The following is a 17,171-nucleotide window of genomic DNA, read 5'->3' as shown; positions in this document are numbered from 1 at the left end:
CATCATAAACCCGCACACGCCCCACTACAGGACGACCCTTCACCACCGATCGCTTGTGTGTATTTTAACCATGCACCTTCACCATTTAAGTAGTACCATTTACCACCTATTGATTGCCAGCCCGTTAACATTGCACCTTCACCATTTAAGTAGTACCATTTACCACCTATTGATTGCCAACCCGTTAACATTGCACCACTACTATTTAAGTAATACCATTTACCACCGATTGATTGCCAACCCGTTACCATTGCACCACTACTATTTAAGTAATACCATGCACCACCTATTGATTGCCAACCTGTTACCATTGCACCACTACTATTTAAGTAATACCATGCACCACCAACATTTTTCCAACCGGTAGCCATTTTGCCATCACTGTTTGTATAATACCAATTGTTATTTTTAAATACCCAACCTTCTTTTGTTGTATTAGGGTCTTTATCTTGAGCATTGTTAGTGAGCTTACTCCAGCTTGGATCGTATTTCACCCACTCACCTTTCTTGATTTCATACCAGCCATCTTTAATAGATAACACTTTGTATTTTTCACCCTTCTTAGCAATGCGGACAACTCCATAATTCACTCCTGCACCACTACGAACATTCACGCTTGTACCAGTGATTTCTAACTCAATATTTGGCTCAGCTGGGTTTGTTTCGTTACCATCTACATCTTCTTTTTCGTCTACTAACGGAGGATTCGTTCCAGTACCCCCATTCAGATATCCATTAGCGCCTTCTACAAATGAATTCCAAGTCCCCCTTGTGATAATAATATCAGGGCACTTCTTTCCACTCCATTGTTCATGGCGTCGTAAATTACTCGCGCTGATTCCTTCTTGTTTCATTAAATGCGCTACTAATTTTTTCGCGTTTTCTACCGCTTTATTATAGTCGCCATCTTGATTAACCGCTATCTCAATACCGATTGATTCTCTGTTTCCTGTACCTGTACCACCATCACCTGCATGCCAGCCATTTTCATTTGTTGGTAGATGCTGATAAATTTCTTTATCATCTACAGTAAAATGCCAAGAAGCAGTTCTAACAGTGCCGCTTGTTGCTTGATTGTATAAATACTTTGCATGACTCTCAGCATTCGCACCTGGTGCCGTATTTGCTGTTTCATGAATCGTAATATACTTTGCTTTCATTGGGTTTGCAGGTCGAATATCTGTGTTACCAGCTGGTATAATCCACTCTACAAACGGAATTCCACTAATTGTTCCACTTTTCTTCGTTGCTGATGGGTCTGCTGCTGAATACCCTATACGGTTAGAACTACGCATTTTGGGTTGCATAGAGCGAGAGCTTCCATCTCCTTTACCATCTACATCTTTAAACGCATTTTCAATATTTTTTAAAGCTTCCGCTTCTGTGACTTTTCCTGTCTTAGCTTCTTTAACGGTCTCTATATCACCATGAACATGTGCGTCTTTTTCTCCGTCTGCAATTGACAATTGATTCGGTTGATTAACACTCTCTTCTGCTAAAGTTGTTAATGGCACAGTTGATAATAAAGTTAGTCCTGTTGTTAAAGTAATTACGTATTTTCCTAGATTTCTTGTCATAGTTATTACGGTATATTTTACTAGATTAGTAGTAATACCTTCCTCCCCTATACATGATTTTTTCACTTCCAGATTTATGAAATAGAACATTCATTTCATGCATCTGATACCACCAAAATTAAAGAACAGATTTTTCGGAAACTTACTACAATGCATTAGTAAAATTAACTTCTCTCTTGTTTTATACATTATATATCCCAAATATTCAATACACTAGATTTACATTCAAACAATAGGTTCGTTAAATAGTAACCTTTGAGTGTAATCATTCCTATTCATTCTAGTTCTCCTAAATATACATAAGTGCAGTGGCGTCCCAGACTATATCATATATGATATAGGAGAAAAGTAAAAGGTCATATATTTATATTATTGTAAACTTTTATAAATAATATTACATACACAAAACCACTCAAGTATATCATTCCGCATTTGAGTAGTTCTCATTTCTGCCCTAAAAGATATAAATCTATTTCTTAATAAAACTACCATAAAAATTTCAATGTAAAGCAATCGAACTGCATGAATAATAACTAAAAAAAAAGGCCCCATTACTGGAGCGCTCAAAAAATAATATAAGTAAACGAATGAAAAGAAATAACAGACAACTAAAATATATACGAATAAATATTCTTTAATCTATATATGCAATATTACATAAAATTATTTATTATTACATGCTATACTAAAACTGGAGTCGATAATTGTTATTTTCTTCTTAGTTTTAAAGCAATATGGATATACCTTCTAATCGCATTTGGATTGTACAAGGAAAAGAAGACACCTTAATGGATGTCTTCTTTTCTTATATTTTTATGAATTCTTTTGAGTTGATGCTCTCCAATCACGAAAAGATGTTGGGCGTCCAGAATAAGCTCTTTGCTTTGTAACAGCTGATTTTTCTTCAATAATAGTTGATTTCTCTTCAGGAGTGTTTGGTTTTTCTTCAAGAATAGTCAAAGCTGTTTGCATTTTCTCCAGCTGTTCTCTTAAAGCTTGCTGTTCAATCTTTAAATCTGTAAGTAAGCGTAAAATCATCTCAGAATTAGCCATAAAGATCCTCCTTCTCCCAATACACAGAATAAAATACAATATGTAAACGACGGAATACCGGTGACAAAAATAAATTCGTCAACTCTTATAAAGTGAAACTTTAATCAGCCCGAATCCCACCTAACTCCTTTGCTCCAGCCGGATTTTCGGGCGGGAGTTTTATTGCACGTTAATGCGGGATAAAATCCCAACTACTTTTATTTTCAAAAGGACCTGCTCAAGTTTATCCGTAAAAACATAAAGTGAATTAAATCCATTATGGAAGGAGGAGTTAATATGGGTTATGGCGGTAGTTGTGGTGGAGGCTGTGGTTTCGGCGGCGGATTCGCCCTACTTGTTGTACTCTTTATTTTATTAATCATCGTTGGAGCTAGCTGTTGGGGCGGCGGATTCGGCTGCTAAGGAGAGGCACTCTTGAGAGTGTCTTTTTTTATGTTCTACATACATATTACTTCATATAGTAATTTCCCAGCACTAAAGGCTACTTTCACAATGAAGTGCACCCCCATTGTATTGTTTGTTTCATATTTATTGTTATGTTCCTTCTCAAAAATTGCACATTTTAAAATTGACATAGCATTTCATTCACCATATACTGTTAACGACAGTATACTGTTATTAACAGTAACATAATCTATTTTAGGAGGTCTATTTATGAAACATACAGGAAGACATACAGGGGCATTCCTTTTATTATTTCTAGCCGAGAGGGATCACTATGGCGGGCAACTATTGCAAAAGTGTGCAGAAGAACTTCCGGTCAATCCAATCGATAGTGCCATCCTATACCGCACACTAAAGAAATTAGAAAACGAAGGTGCAATTGAATCTTATGTAAGTACAGCTCATCAAGATAAACCGAGAAAGATGTACAAAATTACGCCTGCTGGAAAGGAACAATTAGCAGATTTTCAAATGGATATTGAAGAAAAAATGCAGAACTTATCCTTTTTCCTAGACAAATATAAAGACTTAAAGGAATCCGATCATGATTAACGGTATGATCCTTTACACTTTAGCCATTGTCCTTACGGGAATTTCTTTTATGAAAGATCGTAATAAAACGAAAAAAGCTCTAATGAAGTCATGGAAAATGTTTCGCAATCTTCTACCTGCCATGCTCTCCATCATGCTTTTCGTTGGCTTATCACTTTCCGTATTAACGCCGTCCTTCATCTCTTCCATCATTGGAGAGCAGTCCGGATTGTTAGGTATTATTTATTCTGCAATCCTCGGTTCTGTGGCACTCATCCCAAGCTTTGTCGTATTCCCTCTTGGAAATACATTAGTTCAACATGGTGCAGGTCTTCCTCAAGTTGCGGCACTTATGTCTACACTCATGTCAGTAGGGCTTACAACTATGCCGATGGAACAAAAGATATTTGGGCGAAGCTTCGCTTACGCACGTAATGCATCTGCATTACTCATGTCTCTCCTATTCTCCTATATCATTTGGGTGGTGATGGTATGAACGAACTAAAAAGATATCGCTTCTTTTTCATTTTACTACTGGGGCTCTTTATATTAACTTTTATAAATCAATCTTTAGGCAAGGCGGCATTACAACTAACAGGGAATAGCATTTTAGATATGCTGTTTCTCCTTCCTCCTGTCCTACTATTTGTAGGGTTACTTGATCAATGGGTGAAGAAAGAGACGTTAATGAAATATATGGGCGAAAAATCGGGCATATATGGTATCTTATTCTCTCTATTATTAGGCGGAATTGCAGCTGGTCCCCTCTATGTCGCCTTTCCAATCGCCGCATTACTTTTGAAAAAAGGTGCGAGCATTAAATACATCGTATTTTTCTTAGGCGTTTGGACAACTGCAAAATTACCAATTATCGTATATGAATTTTCTTCATTTGGAGCTACTTTTACGCTCATTCACATTTGCTTCGGTCTAGTATTCTTCTATGTAATGGGACTTATTTTTGAGAAGTTTTATGATCAGGGGCAGTTGTTGCGGTATGACGTTACGGAGGAAATGTAAGGTTAACACCCATTGGATAACAGATGCAGAAGATCGAACTGTCATTGTAAAAAAAGAGAAACCAACATTAACAACTTGTTACCCCTTTAACTACATCGGTGATGCCCCAGATCGCTATATTATTGAAGCATCTTTAATTTCTACTAGCTACAAAGAGGTGTCACCTTATAACTATGTGACACCTCTTTGTAGCTAGTAGAAACATTACCATAATCTTAATTCGACACAGTATAATAAATATATAATACAGAAAATTAAATATTTTATTTTATAATATTTTTAGAGGTGATTATCTTGAGTAAAAACGTGAATTTACTTCTTCAAATAGTAATTGGAATTACCATTATGATCGCACCTATTCTCATTACAGGGACTATGTATGATGTCACTAAAACGATGGGTGACTTATTAGTTGCAGAGCTTATTATAAGAACACTTTCCCTCATTATTGGACTTTTAGTTATTAGTAAAGCTTTACATCGTTATTCTCAATAGTTCTTCTTACTAAAAAACAGACAATACATACACCACATTTCCCTCGGCTGTTTGAACTATTATTACGAAAGAAATATAAAAAGACATCTTTAATCGTAAAGATGTCTTTTTATATAAAACTTAATTTTCGTTCTGTAAAACCCCCTTTACTTCTACTCCCTTTTTCTCTTCTTTTAAGAATAGCGATACGATAAAAGCAACAACAATAAAGATTAATCCAAGTGCAAATGCACCTTGGAACCCTGACGTTAAACCGTTTAACTTCTCCACTGGGTCCATTGGGTTTGCAGAGCTTTCCATATACTTAGTTGTTCCTGAAGACATTTTCGATATAAATATAGCTGTACCAATTGCGCCAGCTACTTGCTGTAACGTATTAAACAACGCTGTTCCGTGCGGATATAGATCTGGTGTTAATTGATTTAAGCCGTATGTTTGTGCTGTCATGACAAACATGAGTCCAACCATTAATACGCTATGCATGACAATAATTTGTAACATTGATGTGTCAGGCGTAATGTCTTTAAATAAGAACATTGCAATCCCTACTAATACAATGCCAGGAACGATAATAACTTTCGGACTAAATTTATCAAATAGTTTACCCGCGATTGGTCCCATTATGGCGCTAATAATACTTCCTGGAAGCATGATGATTCCTGATTTAAAGGCTGTAACGAGTAAAACTGTTTGCAGGAACATCGGTAATAAAGTCATCGTTGAAAATAACGACATCATCACAATGACGATTAATCCAACTGATAATGTAAACATCGGGACTTTAAATGCTCGTAATTCTAAAATTGGATTCTCAATTTTCAATTGTCGAACGACGAAAATACATAATGAGATAAGCCCAACAATTAAAGTGCCATACACTTTCGCATCGGACCATCCTAAATCACCCGATGCACTAAAGCTATACACAAGCCCACCAAATCCTAATGTCGATAAAAGGATAGATGGATAATCTACTTTTGGCCTTGTTAACTCTGAAACATTATGAATGTACTTCATCCCAATCATAATTGAAATGATCACGATAGGAATAACAATATAGAATAACCAGCGCCAATTCAGTGAGTCAACGATTACTCCAGATAATGTAGGACCAATTGCCGGAGCAGACATCATCACAAGTGCGATTAATCCCATTGTGGCACCACGTTTTTCAGGCGGACAAATGATTAAAATCGTATTCATTAATAACGGTGAAATTAACCCCGTCGCTACAGCTTGGACGATACGGCCGACTAATAAAACGGAAAATGTCGGTGCGAATCCCGCAATTAATGTACCGACTAAAAATGTTACCATAGCGATCAAAAACATCTGTCTCGTTGTGAGCCATTGCTGAAGTAATGCTGTAATTGGGACTAAAACCCCAACCACCAACATGTAAGCTGTAGAAAGCCATTGAATCGTTGAAGCTGTTACGTCAAATTCTTTCATTAATACCGTTAATGCATTACCAAGTAACGTTTCGTTTAATAATGCAACCATTGCCCCTAGAAGTAATGCAATTAAAATGGGGGTATGTTTTATATTAGAAGTATCAACTTTGCCACTTGCAGGGCTCTTAGTTGTCATATTCATTTACAAATTCTCCTCCTGTTTCTTACTTAAAAAGCTTTATATAAACACGAACACATGTAATATAATATACATATGTAGATTAAAAAGGGAGAATCAATTTTCAGCCATTGTATACTTAATCTACAAAAAAGGAGAATTGTAGATGAATGATAATGAAAAACAACTTGATTTACGTATTAGACGTACACATAAATTACTATGGGATTCCTTATTCGAATTAATGACGCAATCAAAACAAAAATATAGTACCATCACGATTAACCAAATTTGTGATCGTGCGATGGTACACCGAACAACCTTTTATAAACACTTTGAAGATAAAGATGCTTTATTAACATTTGGATTTAAACGATACGGCAAGATGATTGCTGAAATACCGGTTTCAGATCGATTAAGTAAACCATTTCAAGTAATGGAACAATTCCTACATCATGAAGAAATCGGTAAAATATTAGAAACGCAAATGTCTGATGAACAATTTATTAGCCGTGCACAATATTTAAGTCACGAAACGAGAAAACAAGAAATAGAAGCTTTAAATCAACTTTGTAAAAATTATACGATGCCAAATGATTTAATCATTGAATTTTATTCAGGGGCGATCACCTCATTAAGCGCATGGTGGTTTAAAAATGAAAGAAGCGTTTCTGCTGCTGAAATGGACCAATATCTCCATCAACTTATTAATCGGGATATTTTTCAGTTTGAAGAGGCATAAGACTACACCTTTTCAATTATGCAATCAAATTGACCACAAAATAGGAATATGATATATTTTCGGTAGAATGCTATATAAGTATGACATCAAATAAAATGGCATATAATAAAAGAAGAGATGCGATAACATCTCTTCCCTAACTGCTACCGTATGAGTGGTAGTTATTATAAGCTATTTCTTTTTACGAAACCCACCCTTCTGCTTCCTACGGCGCGGAGTGGGTTTTTTGTTGTCCTTATCTAGAAGTTGCTTCCGCAAAAAATACGCTGAAACTTCGCGCACAGTCGCTTTGACAAACTCTTTTACAAGTTCAAACAAAACCTCCATATTATCACCTCCTTTCCTTCCAAATAGAAAGAAGGGATAACCACCCACCCTCACAATACGCAATTGAGTTTATTTTATCAAATAATTGTAAAGATATTATGTAAACAAAACAAATGAAATTTTACATAGAAAAAAAGCCCTTCTAAACTGGGCTTTTTTTATACATACTATTACTTCCCAATTATGCGGAAAAGAAAAAACCGTCGATAAATTTACGTTTTAAATATTCAGAATTAATATTAAAATATAAAATGGGGATAGGGGTATGGAATTATAAAATTTATACATAACGAGGGAATAGAAATGAAACTACAATTAAAAGCAGATTTAGGGCTACTACTAGTTACATTCTTTTGGGGTGCATCTATCTTACTTACAAAAGTTGGACTCGAAGGCATAGAAGAATACAATTTAATCGCATTACGATTTATTATTGCCTTTCTTTTATCAGGTTTAATATTTTACAAACATGTATTCAAAATCAATTTTAAAACGGTAAAATATGCATTTATACTCGCTTCTGTTTTATTTATCGTTTACATTTTCGCAACTTTCGGTACAAAGTATACAAGCGTTTCTAATGCCGGTTTTTTACTATGTCTCACAGTCATTTTTATTCCAATATTATCAGCTATATTTTTAAAACACATTCCTGAAAAGAAAGTTATAGTAGGAATTATTTTAACGATAATAGGAATCGGCTTATTAACATTAACGAGCGAATTCAAAATTGGTAACGGCGATATATTTTGTATACTGTCTGCCTTATTTTATGCCATTCACGTCATCATTACTGGCAGCGTAACAAAACATGTGAACTCCATTGCACTTGGAGTCATACAACTCGGTTTCGTCGGTCTATTTAGTCTTATATTTTCATTCATTATAGAAACGCCAAAACTGCCTAGCACAACCAACTCATGGCTAATCATCTTAGCCTTAAGCATATTCTGCACAGCAGTCGCATTCATCGTGCAAGTGATCGCCCAGCAATACACGACGCCTACACATACAGGCCTTATCTTTTCATTAGAACCTGTTTTTTCAGCAGGCTTTGCTTTCGTTTTCACAGGTGAAACACTTACCGGAAAAGGATACTTAGGAGCGACGCTTATATTAGTAAGTGTGTTGATTGCTGAGATGGATTTTAAGAGTTTGCTGAAGGTAAATTACAAGAAAAATATGGAATAAATATTTTACCAAAATAAATAACTACACATCCACATTAAGAGGATTCGTTTGTATTATTCTCTTAATCTAAGTGTACTTCTAAGTGAATATCTGTCCCTCAGAAGAATATTCAGGTGACTGAAGCGTACTGTGCTATGCCTTTTATTCAGCGACAGGAATTTTATTTCCTGTTGCTGATATTAGTTTAGAATAAAGTTTGATTAATAATAATGCCCCCCCTATTTTTTAGAAAACAATTCTAATTCATCAAAAGCTGATAATTAATAATAATTTATAGTCCAATACATCCCACTTACGTAAACAAAAAAACGTCAGATCTACAGGAGAAATTTTCAAAGATTATCACCCTTAGTTTAACAGTAACTTTTATCAACAAACGGATGCATTAGTAAATAGGATATGTGGCTGAAATGCTTTATACAATTGATGGACATGGTATGTGAATATTTTCTTACTATTGGAGGGATTTCCTAATGGTTGATGAAATACAACAACTTATTCAAGAACATAGACAATTTTTCCATCATGATCATACAAGAAGTCTTCAATTTCGGCTTAAACAGTTAGAAAAGCTAAAAAATTCTATTCAAAAATATGAAAGTCAAGTGCTGAGCGCATTATATCAAGATTTACACAAAAGCGAGTTTGAAGCATACGCTGCAGAAGTTGGTTTCGCATTTAACAGTATCAATTTTATAATGAAATATCTAAAACAGTGGATGAAACCTCAAAAAGTAAAAACCCCTATTCATTTTGCACCATCCAAAAGCTACATAATAAAAGAGCCATATGGTACCGTGCTAATTATTGGGCCTTTTAATTATCCATTTCAATCATTAATTGAACCTCTCATTGGGGCAATTGCAGCAGGAAATTGTGTAGTTCTCAAGCCTTCAGAAAATGCACCAAATGTTTCAGCTGTAATGAACAAAATAATAAGTGAAACGTTTGATAAGCAATACATTCGTGTAATTGAAGGAGGCAGTGAAATAACTTCTTTATTGATTCATGCACCTTTTGACCACATCTTTTTTACTGGTAGCGTTCAAGTTGGAAAAATTGTCATGGAGGCTGCGGCGAAAAATCTTGTACCAGTAACATTAGAACTTGGTGGAAAAGGCCCCGCTATTGTCGATGAAACCGCTAACCTCGATATAGCAGCCAAGCGCATTATCTGGGGAAAATTCATAAATGCTGGCCAATCCTGTATTGCACCTGATTATGTTATTGCACACAAATCTATCAAAGTAAAACTGATTTCGAAAATGAAAGAAATCATTACAAACTTTTATGGATCAGATGTATTAAAAAGCAATGATTATGGTCGAATTGTTAATGAGAGACAATTCGATAGACTTCTTTCTATATTAGAGCAAGACAAAAATTATATAGTATTTGGTGGAAATTCATCTAGAAGCCATTTATATATTGAACCAACACTTCTTGAAGTAAAATCATGGGATGATGCAGCTATGAAAGAAGAAATTTTCGGGCCAATTTTACCAATTATGGATTACAATGATTTAGATGAAGTCATTCATACGATTAACACCCAACCCAAACCGTTAGCTTTGTATGTGTTTACTGAAAACAAAAATGTTGAAAAGCAGGTATTAGGACGAATTTCTTTTGGAGGAGGATGCGTCAACGATACAATGTCACATATGGCTAATCTCCACTTACCTTTTGGCGGAGTAGGAACTGCAGGATTTGGCTCCTATCATGGGAAACATAGTTTTGATGCTTTTACACATCGTAAAAGCATTTTAAAGAAAAGCTCAAGGATAGATTTAGGGTTTTTATTTCCACCGTATAGGAACAAAATTAATATTTTGCGAAAGATTTTTAAGTAATACGATTTGTTAAACATTCATGTTGATATTAAAGAAGGAATAATAAAGGGAATTCAGTAGAATGGACTCCCTTTACCTTGTAATAACCTAATCTATTTTTAGCGATGGTTCTCCCTGCTTTAAACAGGATAGGGATAGGGATACGAGTTAACAATGTTCTAGCTTATACAAATATGAATGAAGTGCTTTATTTTATCTTTGCACCAGAACCGCTAAAGAAAATGAAAATAATATACAAATTTTCCGTCTTAAGATCTGTATTTCCTCCAATTATTAAACGAACAATCTTCCCTTTCTCTTTTCCTTTCATAATTGAAGCCGCTTCTACTCCGTTCTTCAAAACACAAGCTTCTCCCTCCCACTAATTCACCCTCTCCACAAACCGCCCAAACTCCTTCAAAAATCTCAGCTTAAAACTCCCCACAGGTCCATTCCGATGCTTCGCCACATGAATCTCCGTCATCTCTTTCTGCATCGTTTCCTTATCGTAATAATCTTCGCGATACATAAGCATAATAACATCCGCATCTTGCTCAATTTGTCCCGTCTCTCTTAAATCGGATAAAAGCGGGCGCTTATCTTGACGCGACTCTACAGAACGAGATAATTGCGACAACGCCATTACACAAACATTTAAATCACGCGCTAACAACTTGAGCTTACGTGAAATTTCACTGATCTCCTGAAATCGATTGCCCTTATGCTTTGGATCTCCCGTAATAAGCTGCAAATAATCTACAATTACTAAAAGCTTCTTATCACCATGCTTCCGCTTTAACTTACGAGTTTGCATCCAAATATCTTGCACCGTAACACCTGCATGATCATAAATCTCAAGTGGTAACTCACCAATCTCCGCAAACGCCTTACTCACCTTTTCCCAGTCTTCCATCGCAAAACGGTGCTTCGGATTTTTCAGCCTACCACCTGACACTTCACCTACGCAAGAAGCCATTCTTTTTAACAATTGCTTACTACTCATCTCTAACGAAAACAATCCAACCGCCGCTCCAGACTTCGCCGCATGCAGTCCAACATTTAACGCAAACGCAGTCTTTCCCATAGAAGGGCGCGCACCAAGGACAATGAAATCACCTTCCTGCAATCCGCACGTCATTTTATTTAGCGATATATAACCAGTCTCAATACCAGTATTCTCTTTCGTATCTTGATGAAGCTCTTCATACAAACCAACTAACGCATCCTTCAAATCAAACTCACATACGCAGTCCTTTTCCTCTAACTCACAAAGTGCCGTAATCGTCTCACCAATAATTTTCTCATTCTTCTCCGCAATAAGACGCTCTCCCATCTTGTGCCCGAGAACACCCGCCTGATACATTTTCCAGGCACTTCGAACAAGCCCCTCATAATAAGAGAAGTTACTAGTCGCAGGCACACCATCCATTAATCCTATAAAATACTCCATTCCCCCGATCCCCTTCAAAAAATTCGGATCTACTCTAGAAATGAACGTCACAAGATCAATCGGTTGCCCCTCCTCTTCCATTTTTCGCATTAACTGAAATATAGACTTGTGCACGGGCATAGAAAAATAGTGCTCCGTCAAACGGCACTCCTTCATAAGCTCTCCATCAAGTAATAGAGAACCTAGCACCGTCTTTTCCGCCTCTACATTTTGAATACTCATGGCCGCCACCCGCGTTCCGCTAAAAAGCGCTGCAACTCTTCCTCTGACGGCGTATTCTTCTCCCACTCCTCACACTTCGCCAAAAAATTCTCCGTCTCTCCGCTACTAACAGACGACTCCTTCTTCCTAAACTTAGCCGTATCCGCCTCAACCTCAGACACTTTCGTAAATCCTTTCCCGTGCCATCCCCTCAAAATCCCCTTCACATAAGCCATCTTCCGATTTTTATTCTCATACGAAATTTGAAGAGCCTTCAGCACAAGCTCCTCTGACAAATCATTCATCCACGCATTCAATTCCTCTACCGTATACGGAGACAAACTACCAAAATGTTGTTCATAAAACGTGAACACCTTACTTCCCGTTTCTTCCTCTATATCCTCTTCTTTCTCTTCTTTCTCTGCCTCCTCGCAAACTGGATCAACATCATCCATAGTCATATCACTAGGCATACCGAAATGCGCTAATAGCATCGGAACATTCAGCTCCTCCTCTACGCACTTCTGCAAAAACATATGTACAAACTCCGTATTCTTCACACCCTTCAGCTCACGGAGCACACACTTCTCCACATTTGTATTCGTCACAGGATTATAACGAAGCCAATTTAAAATGAATAACTCCCGCGTCTCCGCATCATAAAGGATCTTTCCATAATCAATGAAGCGCTGCAAGAGCTTATCAACAGTCTCCCGGTTATAACCCGTCTCCATCTCAGCTAACCGCTTCGGAAAAGGAAAAATCCCACACTGCGTCGTCTTCGAACAAGTTAACAAATAAATATAAAAATACCGCTCCTCCGGCGTCAAATCCAAAACAAAATCATCCTGCCAAAAATTCACCTGCACATTACGATACACCGCCATCCTAATTCCTCCTGTCTCCATTCAAAAATGAAAAATCCCTCTTTGTACTATATATAGGAAGGAGGGCCAGGTTTTTGGCGTGTTATTTCAAATTTTTTTTGACTCCTACTACGGTGTTTGTTGGTGTTTTTGTTTTTGTTGTGTTTTTTCTTAGTGATTTATTACTTGGTAGGGGCTTGTAAGGGGGTTTTGAGGGGTTAGTTATCGGTTACTTTGATTAGGAAGACTCGATCTGAGAAGCCACCTCTTTCTTTTGCTTTCTTTTTGCGGATGTTGTTGATTTCTTCTAGTGTTGTGCCTTCGTGTTTGGCTAGGGGGTTTATTAGTTTTAGGAGGTTGGATGGTTCTTCTAGTTTATGTTCTTTTGTGTCTGCTTCTAGGTATTCGGTTAATTCTTCTTGTGTTTTCTTGCAGATTTCTTTTATGTATTCATCTTGGGGTAGGATTCTTGTTGTGGGTGTTTTTCTGTTGTTTTTTATTATTTGGGGGATTTTGTTTCTGATTAGTTTGTTGTAGGTTGGCATGGAGGTTTCCTCCGTTTGGTTTTTCTTCTATATATTCTTTTTTATCTAGTATTCTAGTTGTAAATGTCTTTCCGTTATTCTCGATAATTTCGGGGATACGGTCTCTTACTAATTTGTTGTAGATTGGCATTTGAATTCCTCCATAGTTAATATTGTAATTCTTTGATTATATTATACAAGATTTAGTACTTTTCTTTCTATTTGCATACAATAACTATTTAAACAATACATTATACTCCAATAAATAAGGCCATACCAAAAGCATTCTCCAATGCCATTTTGATATAGCCTTATCTTATCCACTAATACTACTATCCTGTTAATCATTTTTGGACTATACAAACATTAAAAATTTATTCTACCTACAAAACATTACCATCCTTTATATAATCATAAAGCTTATTATCCACCGATTTCTCCATAATCATATTCATCGTAACAACAGGTAGTTCTTTCCCATTTTTATCTTGCATTTCAGTTTGTTCTACACTCGTTTTATCGGGTCTCGCTTTTCCTAAATAGTAAAAGTCGCTTCCCTCATCATCATCTTTCTTCACAAAAATATGAACATCAATATTATTTTCTTTAGCATCAATAATTGTCTGAACTTCCTTTGACTTTAATGTTCTATTACTTCTTGTATACCATTTAAGAACATCTTGATTTAGGAATTCATCACCATAGTTCACACTCGATTCTACCTCATCGTTTTTATGATATGTGACAAATATTGGGCAAGTAGAGTATTTAGTTTTATAGCCATACATAGTTGAAGTCTCATCAATGTGCCAATTTAAAAGTTTACATGCATCTTTTCTTGAGTATTTTTTATATATAGTAAGGTTACTATCACACTCATAGTTTTTGTTCTTTTCTTTCGCACTTTTAATGATGTCCATTACCATGTACTTGAAGTATTCATTCTGTTCTAAACTTTCTCGGATTAGATCATTAAACATGTACGTATTATCTTCTTGCAATGCGAGAATTGGCTTTTCACCATATTTTTTCTGGTTATTCTGTGTGAAAAACGATAATTCAAAAACCCGCTGCACAGAAGTAATCGTATCATCATCTGTTAAGCAATTAGATTTTTCAAGTTGTTTTACATACTCATCTTTATCAACTTTTTCTTGCTTTAGTAATAAGTTTAACAAGACAATTTCATTTTTACGTTTTCCATTTAATACTTCCAATGAGAACATTGTTAAAACTTTATTTTCGTACTCTGTTAATGCAGGGACATCTTCTTTCATTTTCAATAGAAACTGATAGTAGTTTGAATATCCTTCTACAAGTACAACTGGATCAATAGAATGGTTTACGATAAAGTCATATAGATATGGAATTCTGCCTATTCTATTTTTTAACTCAGCAAAAGCTTCCTTTAATACTTTCATTGCTGTTAAATTACTGTTATTAATCGCTTTAAAGATCTGCTTTTTTGCAATCTCTTCAAAGTTAACCGTTGAAATACCTTTAATATAACTTGTGTCGTTTGTATATCTACGTATATTATCTTTATTTTGCGATCTATCTCCTGAAAGAGCAATCGGAATTAAATAGTTATTTTTATAGTTTCCAATAAAATCAATAATCGTAACAAAATCTTTTGAATCATGTTTTCGAAGTCCACGCCCCAGTTGCTGTATAAAGATAATGCTTGATTGAGTTTGTCTTAACATGACAACTTGATTGACACTTGGAATATCAATTCCTTCATTAAAAATATCCACTGTTAAAATATAATCAAGTATGCCATTTTCTAATTGGTTCACACGCAGTTCTCTTTCCTGTTGGGAATGATCACCGGTTAATGCAAATGTGCGAAAACCTTTGTTATTTAGAGCATGTGATAATTGTTCTGCCTCATCTTTTCGACTGCAAAACATTAGTCCAGTTATTTTCTCACCAGAAAAACCATAATATTTTATTTTTTCAACTATATGATTTATACGTTCTTCCGTAACAAGTTTAGATAAAACCGTAGTGTCATCTATCTTTTCACCATTATATTCAAAATCAGTTACTCCAAAATAATGGAAGGGGCAAAGCATATCTTCTTCAAGCGCTTCTTGCAAACGAATTTCATAAGCAATATTGTAATCAAATAGCTCATAAATATTAAAATTGTCTGTACGTTCAGGTGTAGCGGTCATTCCCATTAAAAATTTTGGTTTAAAATAATCAATAACTCTATGATAAGAACTAGCACCAGCTTTATGAACCTCATCTATTAAAATATAATCGAATAGCCCAGGATCAAATTGCTGTAAATTTTCCTCTTTTGAAATGGTTTGGATCGTCGCAAATAAATATTTAGCATTCATTTGCTTATTTGATCCTGATAAAATCCCAAAATCCTCATCTACTCCACCAAGAACTTTTTGAAAATCTGATTTCGCTTTATTTAATATTTGCTCTCGATGAACAATAAATAGCATCCGTTTAGGTGCAAAATTTCTGACATCAAATGCTGAAAGATATGTCTTCCCCGTTCCTGTTGCAGAGATAACTAATCCTTTTTCTTTTCCAGCTTCTCTAATAGCTTGTATTTCTTTTAACGCAGCTTGTTGCATTTTATTTGGAGTAATTTTCAAAGCTTCTTCAATTGAATTATGATATTGACCAGGTAATTCTATAACTCGATCTAGTAACTTATTTTCTGCAACTTGTTCATATATTGTTTCGTAATTTTCAATCAACTCTTCAGTTAATACTTGAGAATGCTCCCAAACTTCTTCAAATTGATTCTTAAAATGCTGTACTATCTCTCCATCTTCATGCGATGTTAACTTAACGTTCCATTCATAGTTTACCTTCAAAGCATGTGCAGTCAGATTTGAACTACCAACAATTAATGAACAATGCGTTTTGTTATCAAATATGTATCCCTTTGAATGAAAACCAGATAATTTTGTTAATCTTACTTCTACATTTTCAAGTTTCATTAACTCTCTAAACACTTTTGGTGTATTAAAATTTAAGAATGTAGATGTTAATATACGTCCTTTAACCCCTTTTTGTTTAAGATCAAGGAAATGTGATTTTAAAGTCGCCAGTCCACTTTCTGTAATAAAAGCCACTGAGAAAATAAAGGCTGTACTATTTTCAAGCTCCTCTAACAATGAGCTTAAAACATTTTCATTTTTTTTCGTATTGTTTACTAATAATTTCGGCTTATATATTCCGGGATGATTATGTTTTTGATCAATAAACCCTTTATATAAAGACCCCTCTAATTTTTGAATAAAGTTCTCCATATGATCACCATTTATGACAAATTTTTATATTAATTGTATTACTCACTGATTTAAAGTGCAAA

General features: G+C 35.4%; 17 protein-coding genes and 2 pseudogenes. 9 read left to right on the top strand and 10 right to left on the bottom strand.

The annotated features are described in order from the left end of the window. Positions 1-2: 2 nt before the first annotated feature. Together JDS98_RS27360 and JDS98_RS27355 are read right to left on the bottom strand one after the other, a co-directional pair. On the bottom strand, positions 3-1,577 hold the full coding sequence (locus JDS98_RS27360) for an N-acetylmuramoyl-L-alanine amidase (RefSeq protein ID WP_242480993.1): 1,575 nt from the start codon (positions 1,575-1,577) through the stop codon (positions 3-5). A gap of 813 nt (positions 1,578-2,390) precedes the next feature. Further along, positions 2,391-2,630 carry a preprotein translocase gene (locus tag JDS98_RS27355; protein ID WP_140158602.1) on the bottom strand — a complete coding sequence of 80 codons (240 nt, stop codon included), beginning with the start codon at positions 2,628-2,630 and terminating at the stop codon, positions 2,391-2,393. Positions 2,631-2,906: 276 nt separating this feature from the next. On the opposite strand from JDS98_RS27355, the gene JDS98_RS27350 reads away from it, so the two are divergent. From JDS98_RS27350 to JDS98_RS27325, 6 genes and pseudogenes are all read left to right on the top strand, one after another. Beyond that, positions 2,907-3,032 carry a YjcZ family sporulation protein gene (locus JDS98_RS27350; RefSeq protein WP_000540377.1) on the top strand — a complete coding sequence of 42 codons (126 nt, stop codon included), beginning with the start codon at positions 2,907-2,909 and terminating at the stop codon, positions 3,030-3,032. Between the two features lie 252 nt (positions 3,033-3,284). Further along, positions 3,285-3,626 (top strand): PadR family transcriptional regulator, encoded by a 342-nt coding sequence (locus tag JDS98_RS27345; RefSeq protein ID WP_098107022.1) that lies wholly within the window; start codon positions 3,285-3,287, stop codon positions 3,624-3,626. Beyond that, positions 3,619-4,101: a hypothetical protein gene (locus tag JDS98_RS27340; protein WP_098138396.1), complete on the top strand. Its 483-nt coding sequence runs from the start codon at positions 3,619-3,621 to the stop codon at positions 4,099-4,101. The genes JDS98_RS27345 and JDS98_RS27340 overlap by 8 nt, the downstream gene beginning before the upstream one ends. Further along, entirely contained in the window at positions 4,098-4,625 is a 528-nt protein-coding gene (locus JDS98_RS27335; protein WP_141523555.1) for a permease, read from the top strand. The genes JDS98_RS27340 and JDS98_RS27335 overlap by 4 nt, the downstream gene beginning before the upstream one ends. Further along, positions 4,624-4,821 (top strand): annotated as a pseudogene (locus tag JDS98_RS27330) (sortase family protein); the annotation flags it as partial. The gene JDS98_RS27335 and the pseudogene JDS98_RS27330, both read left to right, overlap by 2 nt. A gap of 98 nt (positions 4,822-4,919) precedes the next feature. Beyond that, positions 4,920-5,120 carry a hypothetical protein gene (locus JDS98_RS27325; RefSeq protein ID WP_000042281.1) on the top strand — a complete coding sequence of 67 codons (201 nt, stop codon included), beginning with the start codon at positions 4,920-4,922 and terminating at the stop codon, positions 5,118-5,120. A gap of 120 nt (positions 5,121-5,240) precedes the next feature. On the opposite strand, the gene JDS98_RS27320 is transcribed toward JDS98_RS27325, so the two are convergent. Then, positions 5,241-6,716 (bottom strand): MDR family MFS transporter, encoded by a 1,476-nt coding sequence (locus JDS98_RS27320; protein WP_199634531.1) that lies wholly within the window; start codon positions 6,714-6,716, stop codon positions 5,241-5,243. A 142-nt stretch (positions 6,717-6,858) separates the two neighbouring features. On the opposite strand from JDS98_RS27320, the gene JDS98_RS27315 reads away from it, so the two are divergent. Further along, positions 6,859-7,434 (top strand): TetR/AcrR family transcriptional regulator, encoded by a 576-nt coding sequence (locus JDS98_RS27315; RefSeq protein WP_199634530.1) that lies wholly within the window; start codon positions 6,859-6,861, stop codon positions 7,432-7,434. 171 nt (positions 7,435-7,605) lie between these two features. On the opposite strand, the gene JDS98_RS27310 is transcribed toward JDS98_RS27315, so the two are convergent. Then, a complete protein-coding gene (locus JDS98_RS27310) occupies positions 7,606-7,761 on the bottom strand; it encodes a hypothetical protein (protein WP_199634529.1) in 156 nt (51 codons plus the stop codon). A 303-nt stretch (positions 7,762-8,064) separates the two neighbouring features. Between JDS98_RS27310 and JDS98_RS27305 the strand changes: the two genes are divergently transcribed. Then, entirely contained in the window at positions 8,065-8,952 is an 888-nt protein-coding gene (locus JDS98_RS27305) for a DMT family transporter (protein WP_000776051.1), read from the top strand. A gap of 473 nt (positions 8,953-9,425) precedes the next feature. Beyond that, positions 9,426-10,805 carry an aldehyde dehydrogenase gene (locus JDS98_RS27300; protein ID WP_070172799.1) on the top strand — a complete coding sequence of 460 codons (1,380 nt, stop codon included), beginning with the start codon at positions 9,426-9,428 and terminating at the stop codon, positions 10,803-10,805. 187 nt (positions 10,806-10,992) lie between these two features. On the opposite strand, the gene JDS98_RS27295 is transcribed toward JDS98_RS27300, so the two are convergent. The 6 genes and pseudogenes from JDS98_RS27295 to JDS98_RS27275 all read right to left on the bottom strand — a co-directional run bounded on the left by JDS98_RS27295 (position 10,993) and on the right by JDS98_RS27275 (position 17,109). After that, on the bottom strand, positions 10,993-11,145 hold the full coding sequence (locus JDS98_RS27295) for a hypothetical protein (protein WP_000788475.1): 153 nt from the start codon (positions 11,143-11,145) through the stop codon (positions 10,993-10,995). Positions 11,146-11,166: 21 nt separating this feature from the next. Then, positions 11,167-12,456 (bottom strand): replicative DNA helicase, encoded by a 1,290-nt coding sequence (gene dnaB / locus JDS98_RS27290; RefSeq protein ID WP_199632925.1) that lies wholly within the window; start codon positions 12,454-12,456, stop codon positions 11,167-11,169. Continuing rightward, positions 12,453-13,322: a DnaD domain-containing protein gene (locus JDS98_RS27285; RefSeq protein ID WP_199632926.1), complete on the bottom strand. Its 870-nt coding sequence runs from the start codon at positions 13,320-13,322 to the stop codon at positions 12,453-12,455. The genes dnaB and JDS98_RS27285 overlap by 4 nt, the downstream gene beginning before the upstream one ends. Positions 13,323-13,519: 197 nt before the next feature. After that, entirely contained in the window at positions 13,520-13,846 is a 327-nt protein-coding gene (locus tag JDS98_RS27280; protein ID WP_097959706.1) for a nucleoside triphosphate pyrophosphohydrolase, read from the bottom strand. Between the two features lie 22 nt (positions 13,847-13,868). Beyond that, a pseudogene (locus JDS98_RS30400) lies at positions 13,869-13,976 on the bottom strand (nucleoside triphosphate pyrophosphohydrolase); the annotation flags it as partial. A gap of 232 nt (positions 13,977-14,208) precedes the next feature. Then, positions 14,209-17,109, bottom strand: a complete 2,901-nt coding sequence (locus JDS98_RS27275) for a DEAD/DEAH box helicase (protein WP_098911705.1) — start codon at positions 17,107-17,109, stop codon at positions 14,209-14,211. Positions 17,110-17,171 lie beyond the last annotated feature (62 nt).

It is taken from the genome of Bacillus cereus group sp. N11 (assembly GCF_016483605.1).
Classification (GTDB): domain Bacteria; phylum Bacillota; class Bacilli; order Bacillales; family Bacillaceae_G; genus Bacillus_A; species Bacillus_A toyonensis.
This window is presented reverse-complemented; position numbering and strand designations above follow the sequence as displayed.

Coding starts and splice junctions, on each gene's coding strand:
- JDS98_RS27360 (WP_242480993.1), bottom strand. CDS start 1,577: ATGACAAGAAATCTAGGAAAATACGTAATTACTTTAACAACAGGACTA.
- JDS98_RS27355 (WP_140158602.1), bottom strand. CDS start 2,630: ATGGCTAATTCTGAGATGATTTTACGCTTACTTACAGATTTAAAGATT.
- JDS98_RS27350 (WP_000540377.1), top strand. CDS start 2,907: ATGGGTTATGGCGGTAGTTGTGGTGGAGGCTGTGGTTTCGGCGGCGGA.
- JDS98_RS27345 (WP_098107022.1), top strand. CDS start 3,285: ATGAAACATACAGGAAGACATACAGGGGCATTCCTTTTATTATTTCTA.
- JDS98_RS27340 (WP_098138396.1), top strand. CDS start 3,619: ATGATTAACGGTATGATCCTTTACACTTTAGCCATTGTCCTTACGGGA.
- JDS98_RS27335 (WP_141523555.1), top strand. CDS start 4,098: ATGAACGAACTAAAAAGATATCGCTTCTTTTTCATTTTACTACTGGGG.
- JDS98_RS27320 (WP_199634531.1), bottom strand. CDS start 6,716: ATGAATATGACAACTAAGAGCCCTGCAAGTGGCAAAGTTGATACTTCT.
- JDS98_RS27315 (WP_199634530.1), top strand. CDS start 6,859: ATGAATGATAATGAAAAACAACTTGATTTACGTATTAGACGTACACAT.
- JDS98_RS27310 (WP_199634529.1), bottom strand. CDS start 7,761: ATGGAGGTTTTGTTTGAACTTGTAAAAGAGTTTGTCAAAGCGACTGTG.
- JDS98_RS27305 (WP_000776051.1), top strand. CDS start 8,065: ATGAAACTACAATTAAAAGCAGATTTAGGGCTACTACTAGTTACATTC.
- JDS98_RS27300 (WP_070172799.1), top strand. CDS start 9,426: ATGGTTGATGAAATACAACAACTTATTCAAGAACATAGACAATTTTTC.
- dnaB (WP_199632925.1), bottom strand. CDS start 12,456: ATGAGTATTCAAAATGTAGAGGCGGAAAAGACGGTGCTAGGTTCTCTA.
- JDS98_RS27285 (WP_199632926.1), bottom strand. CDS start 13,322: ATGGCGGTGTATCGTAATGTGCAGGTGAATTTTTGGCAGGATGATTTT.
- JDS98_RS27280 (WP_097959706.1), bottom strand. CDS start 13,846: ATGCCAACCTACAACAAACTAATCAGAAACAAAATCCCCCAAATAATA.
- JDS98_RS27275 (WP_098911705.1), bottom strand. CDS start 17,109: ATGGAGAACTTTATTCAAAAATTAGAGGGGTCTTTATATAAAGGGTTT.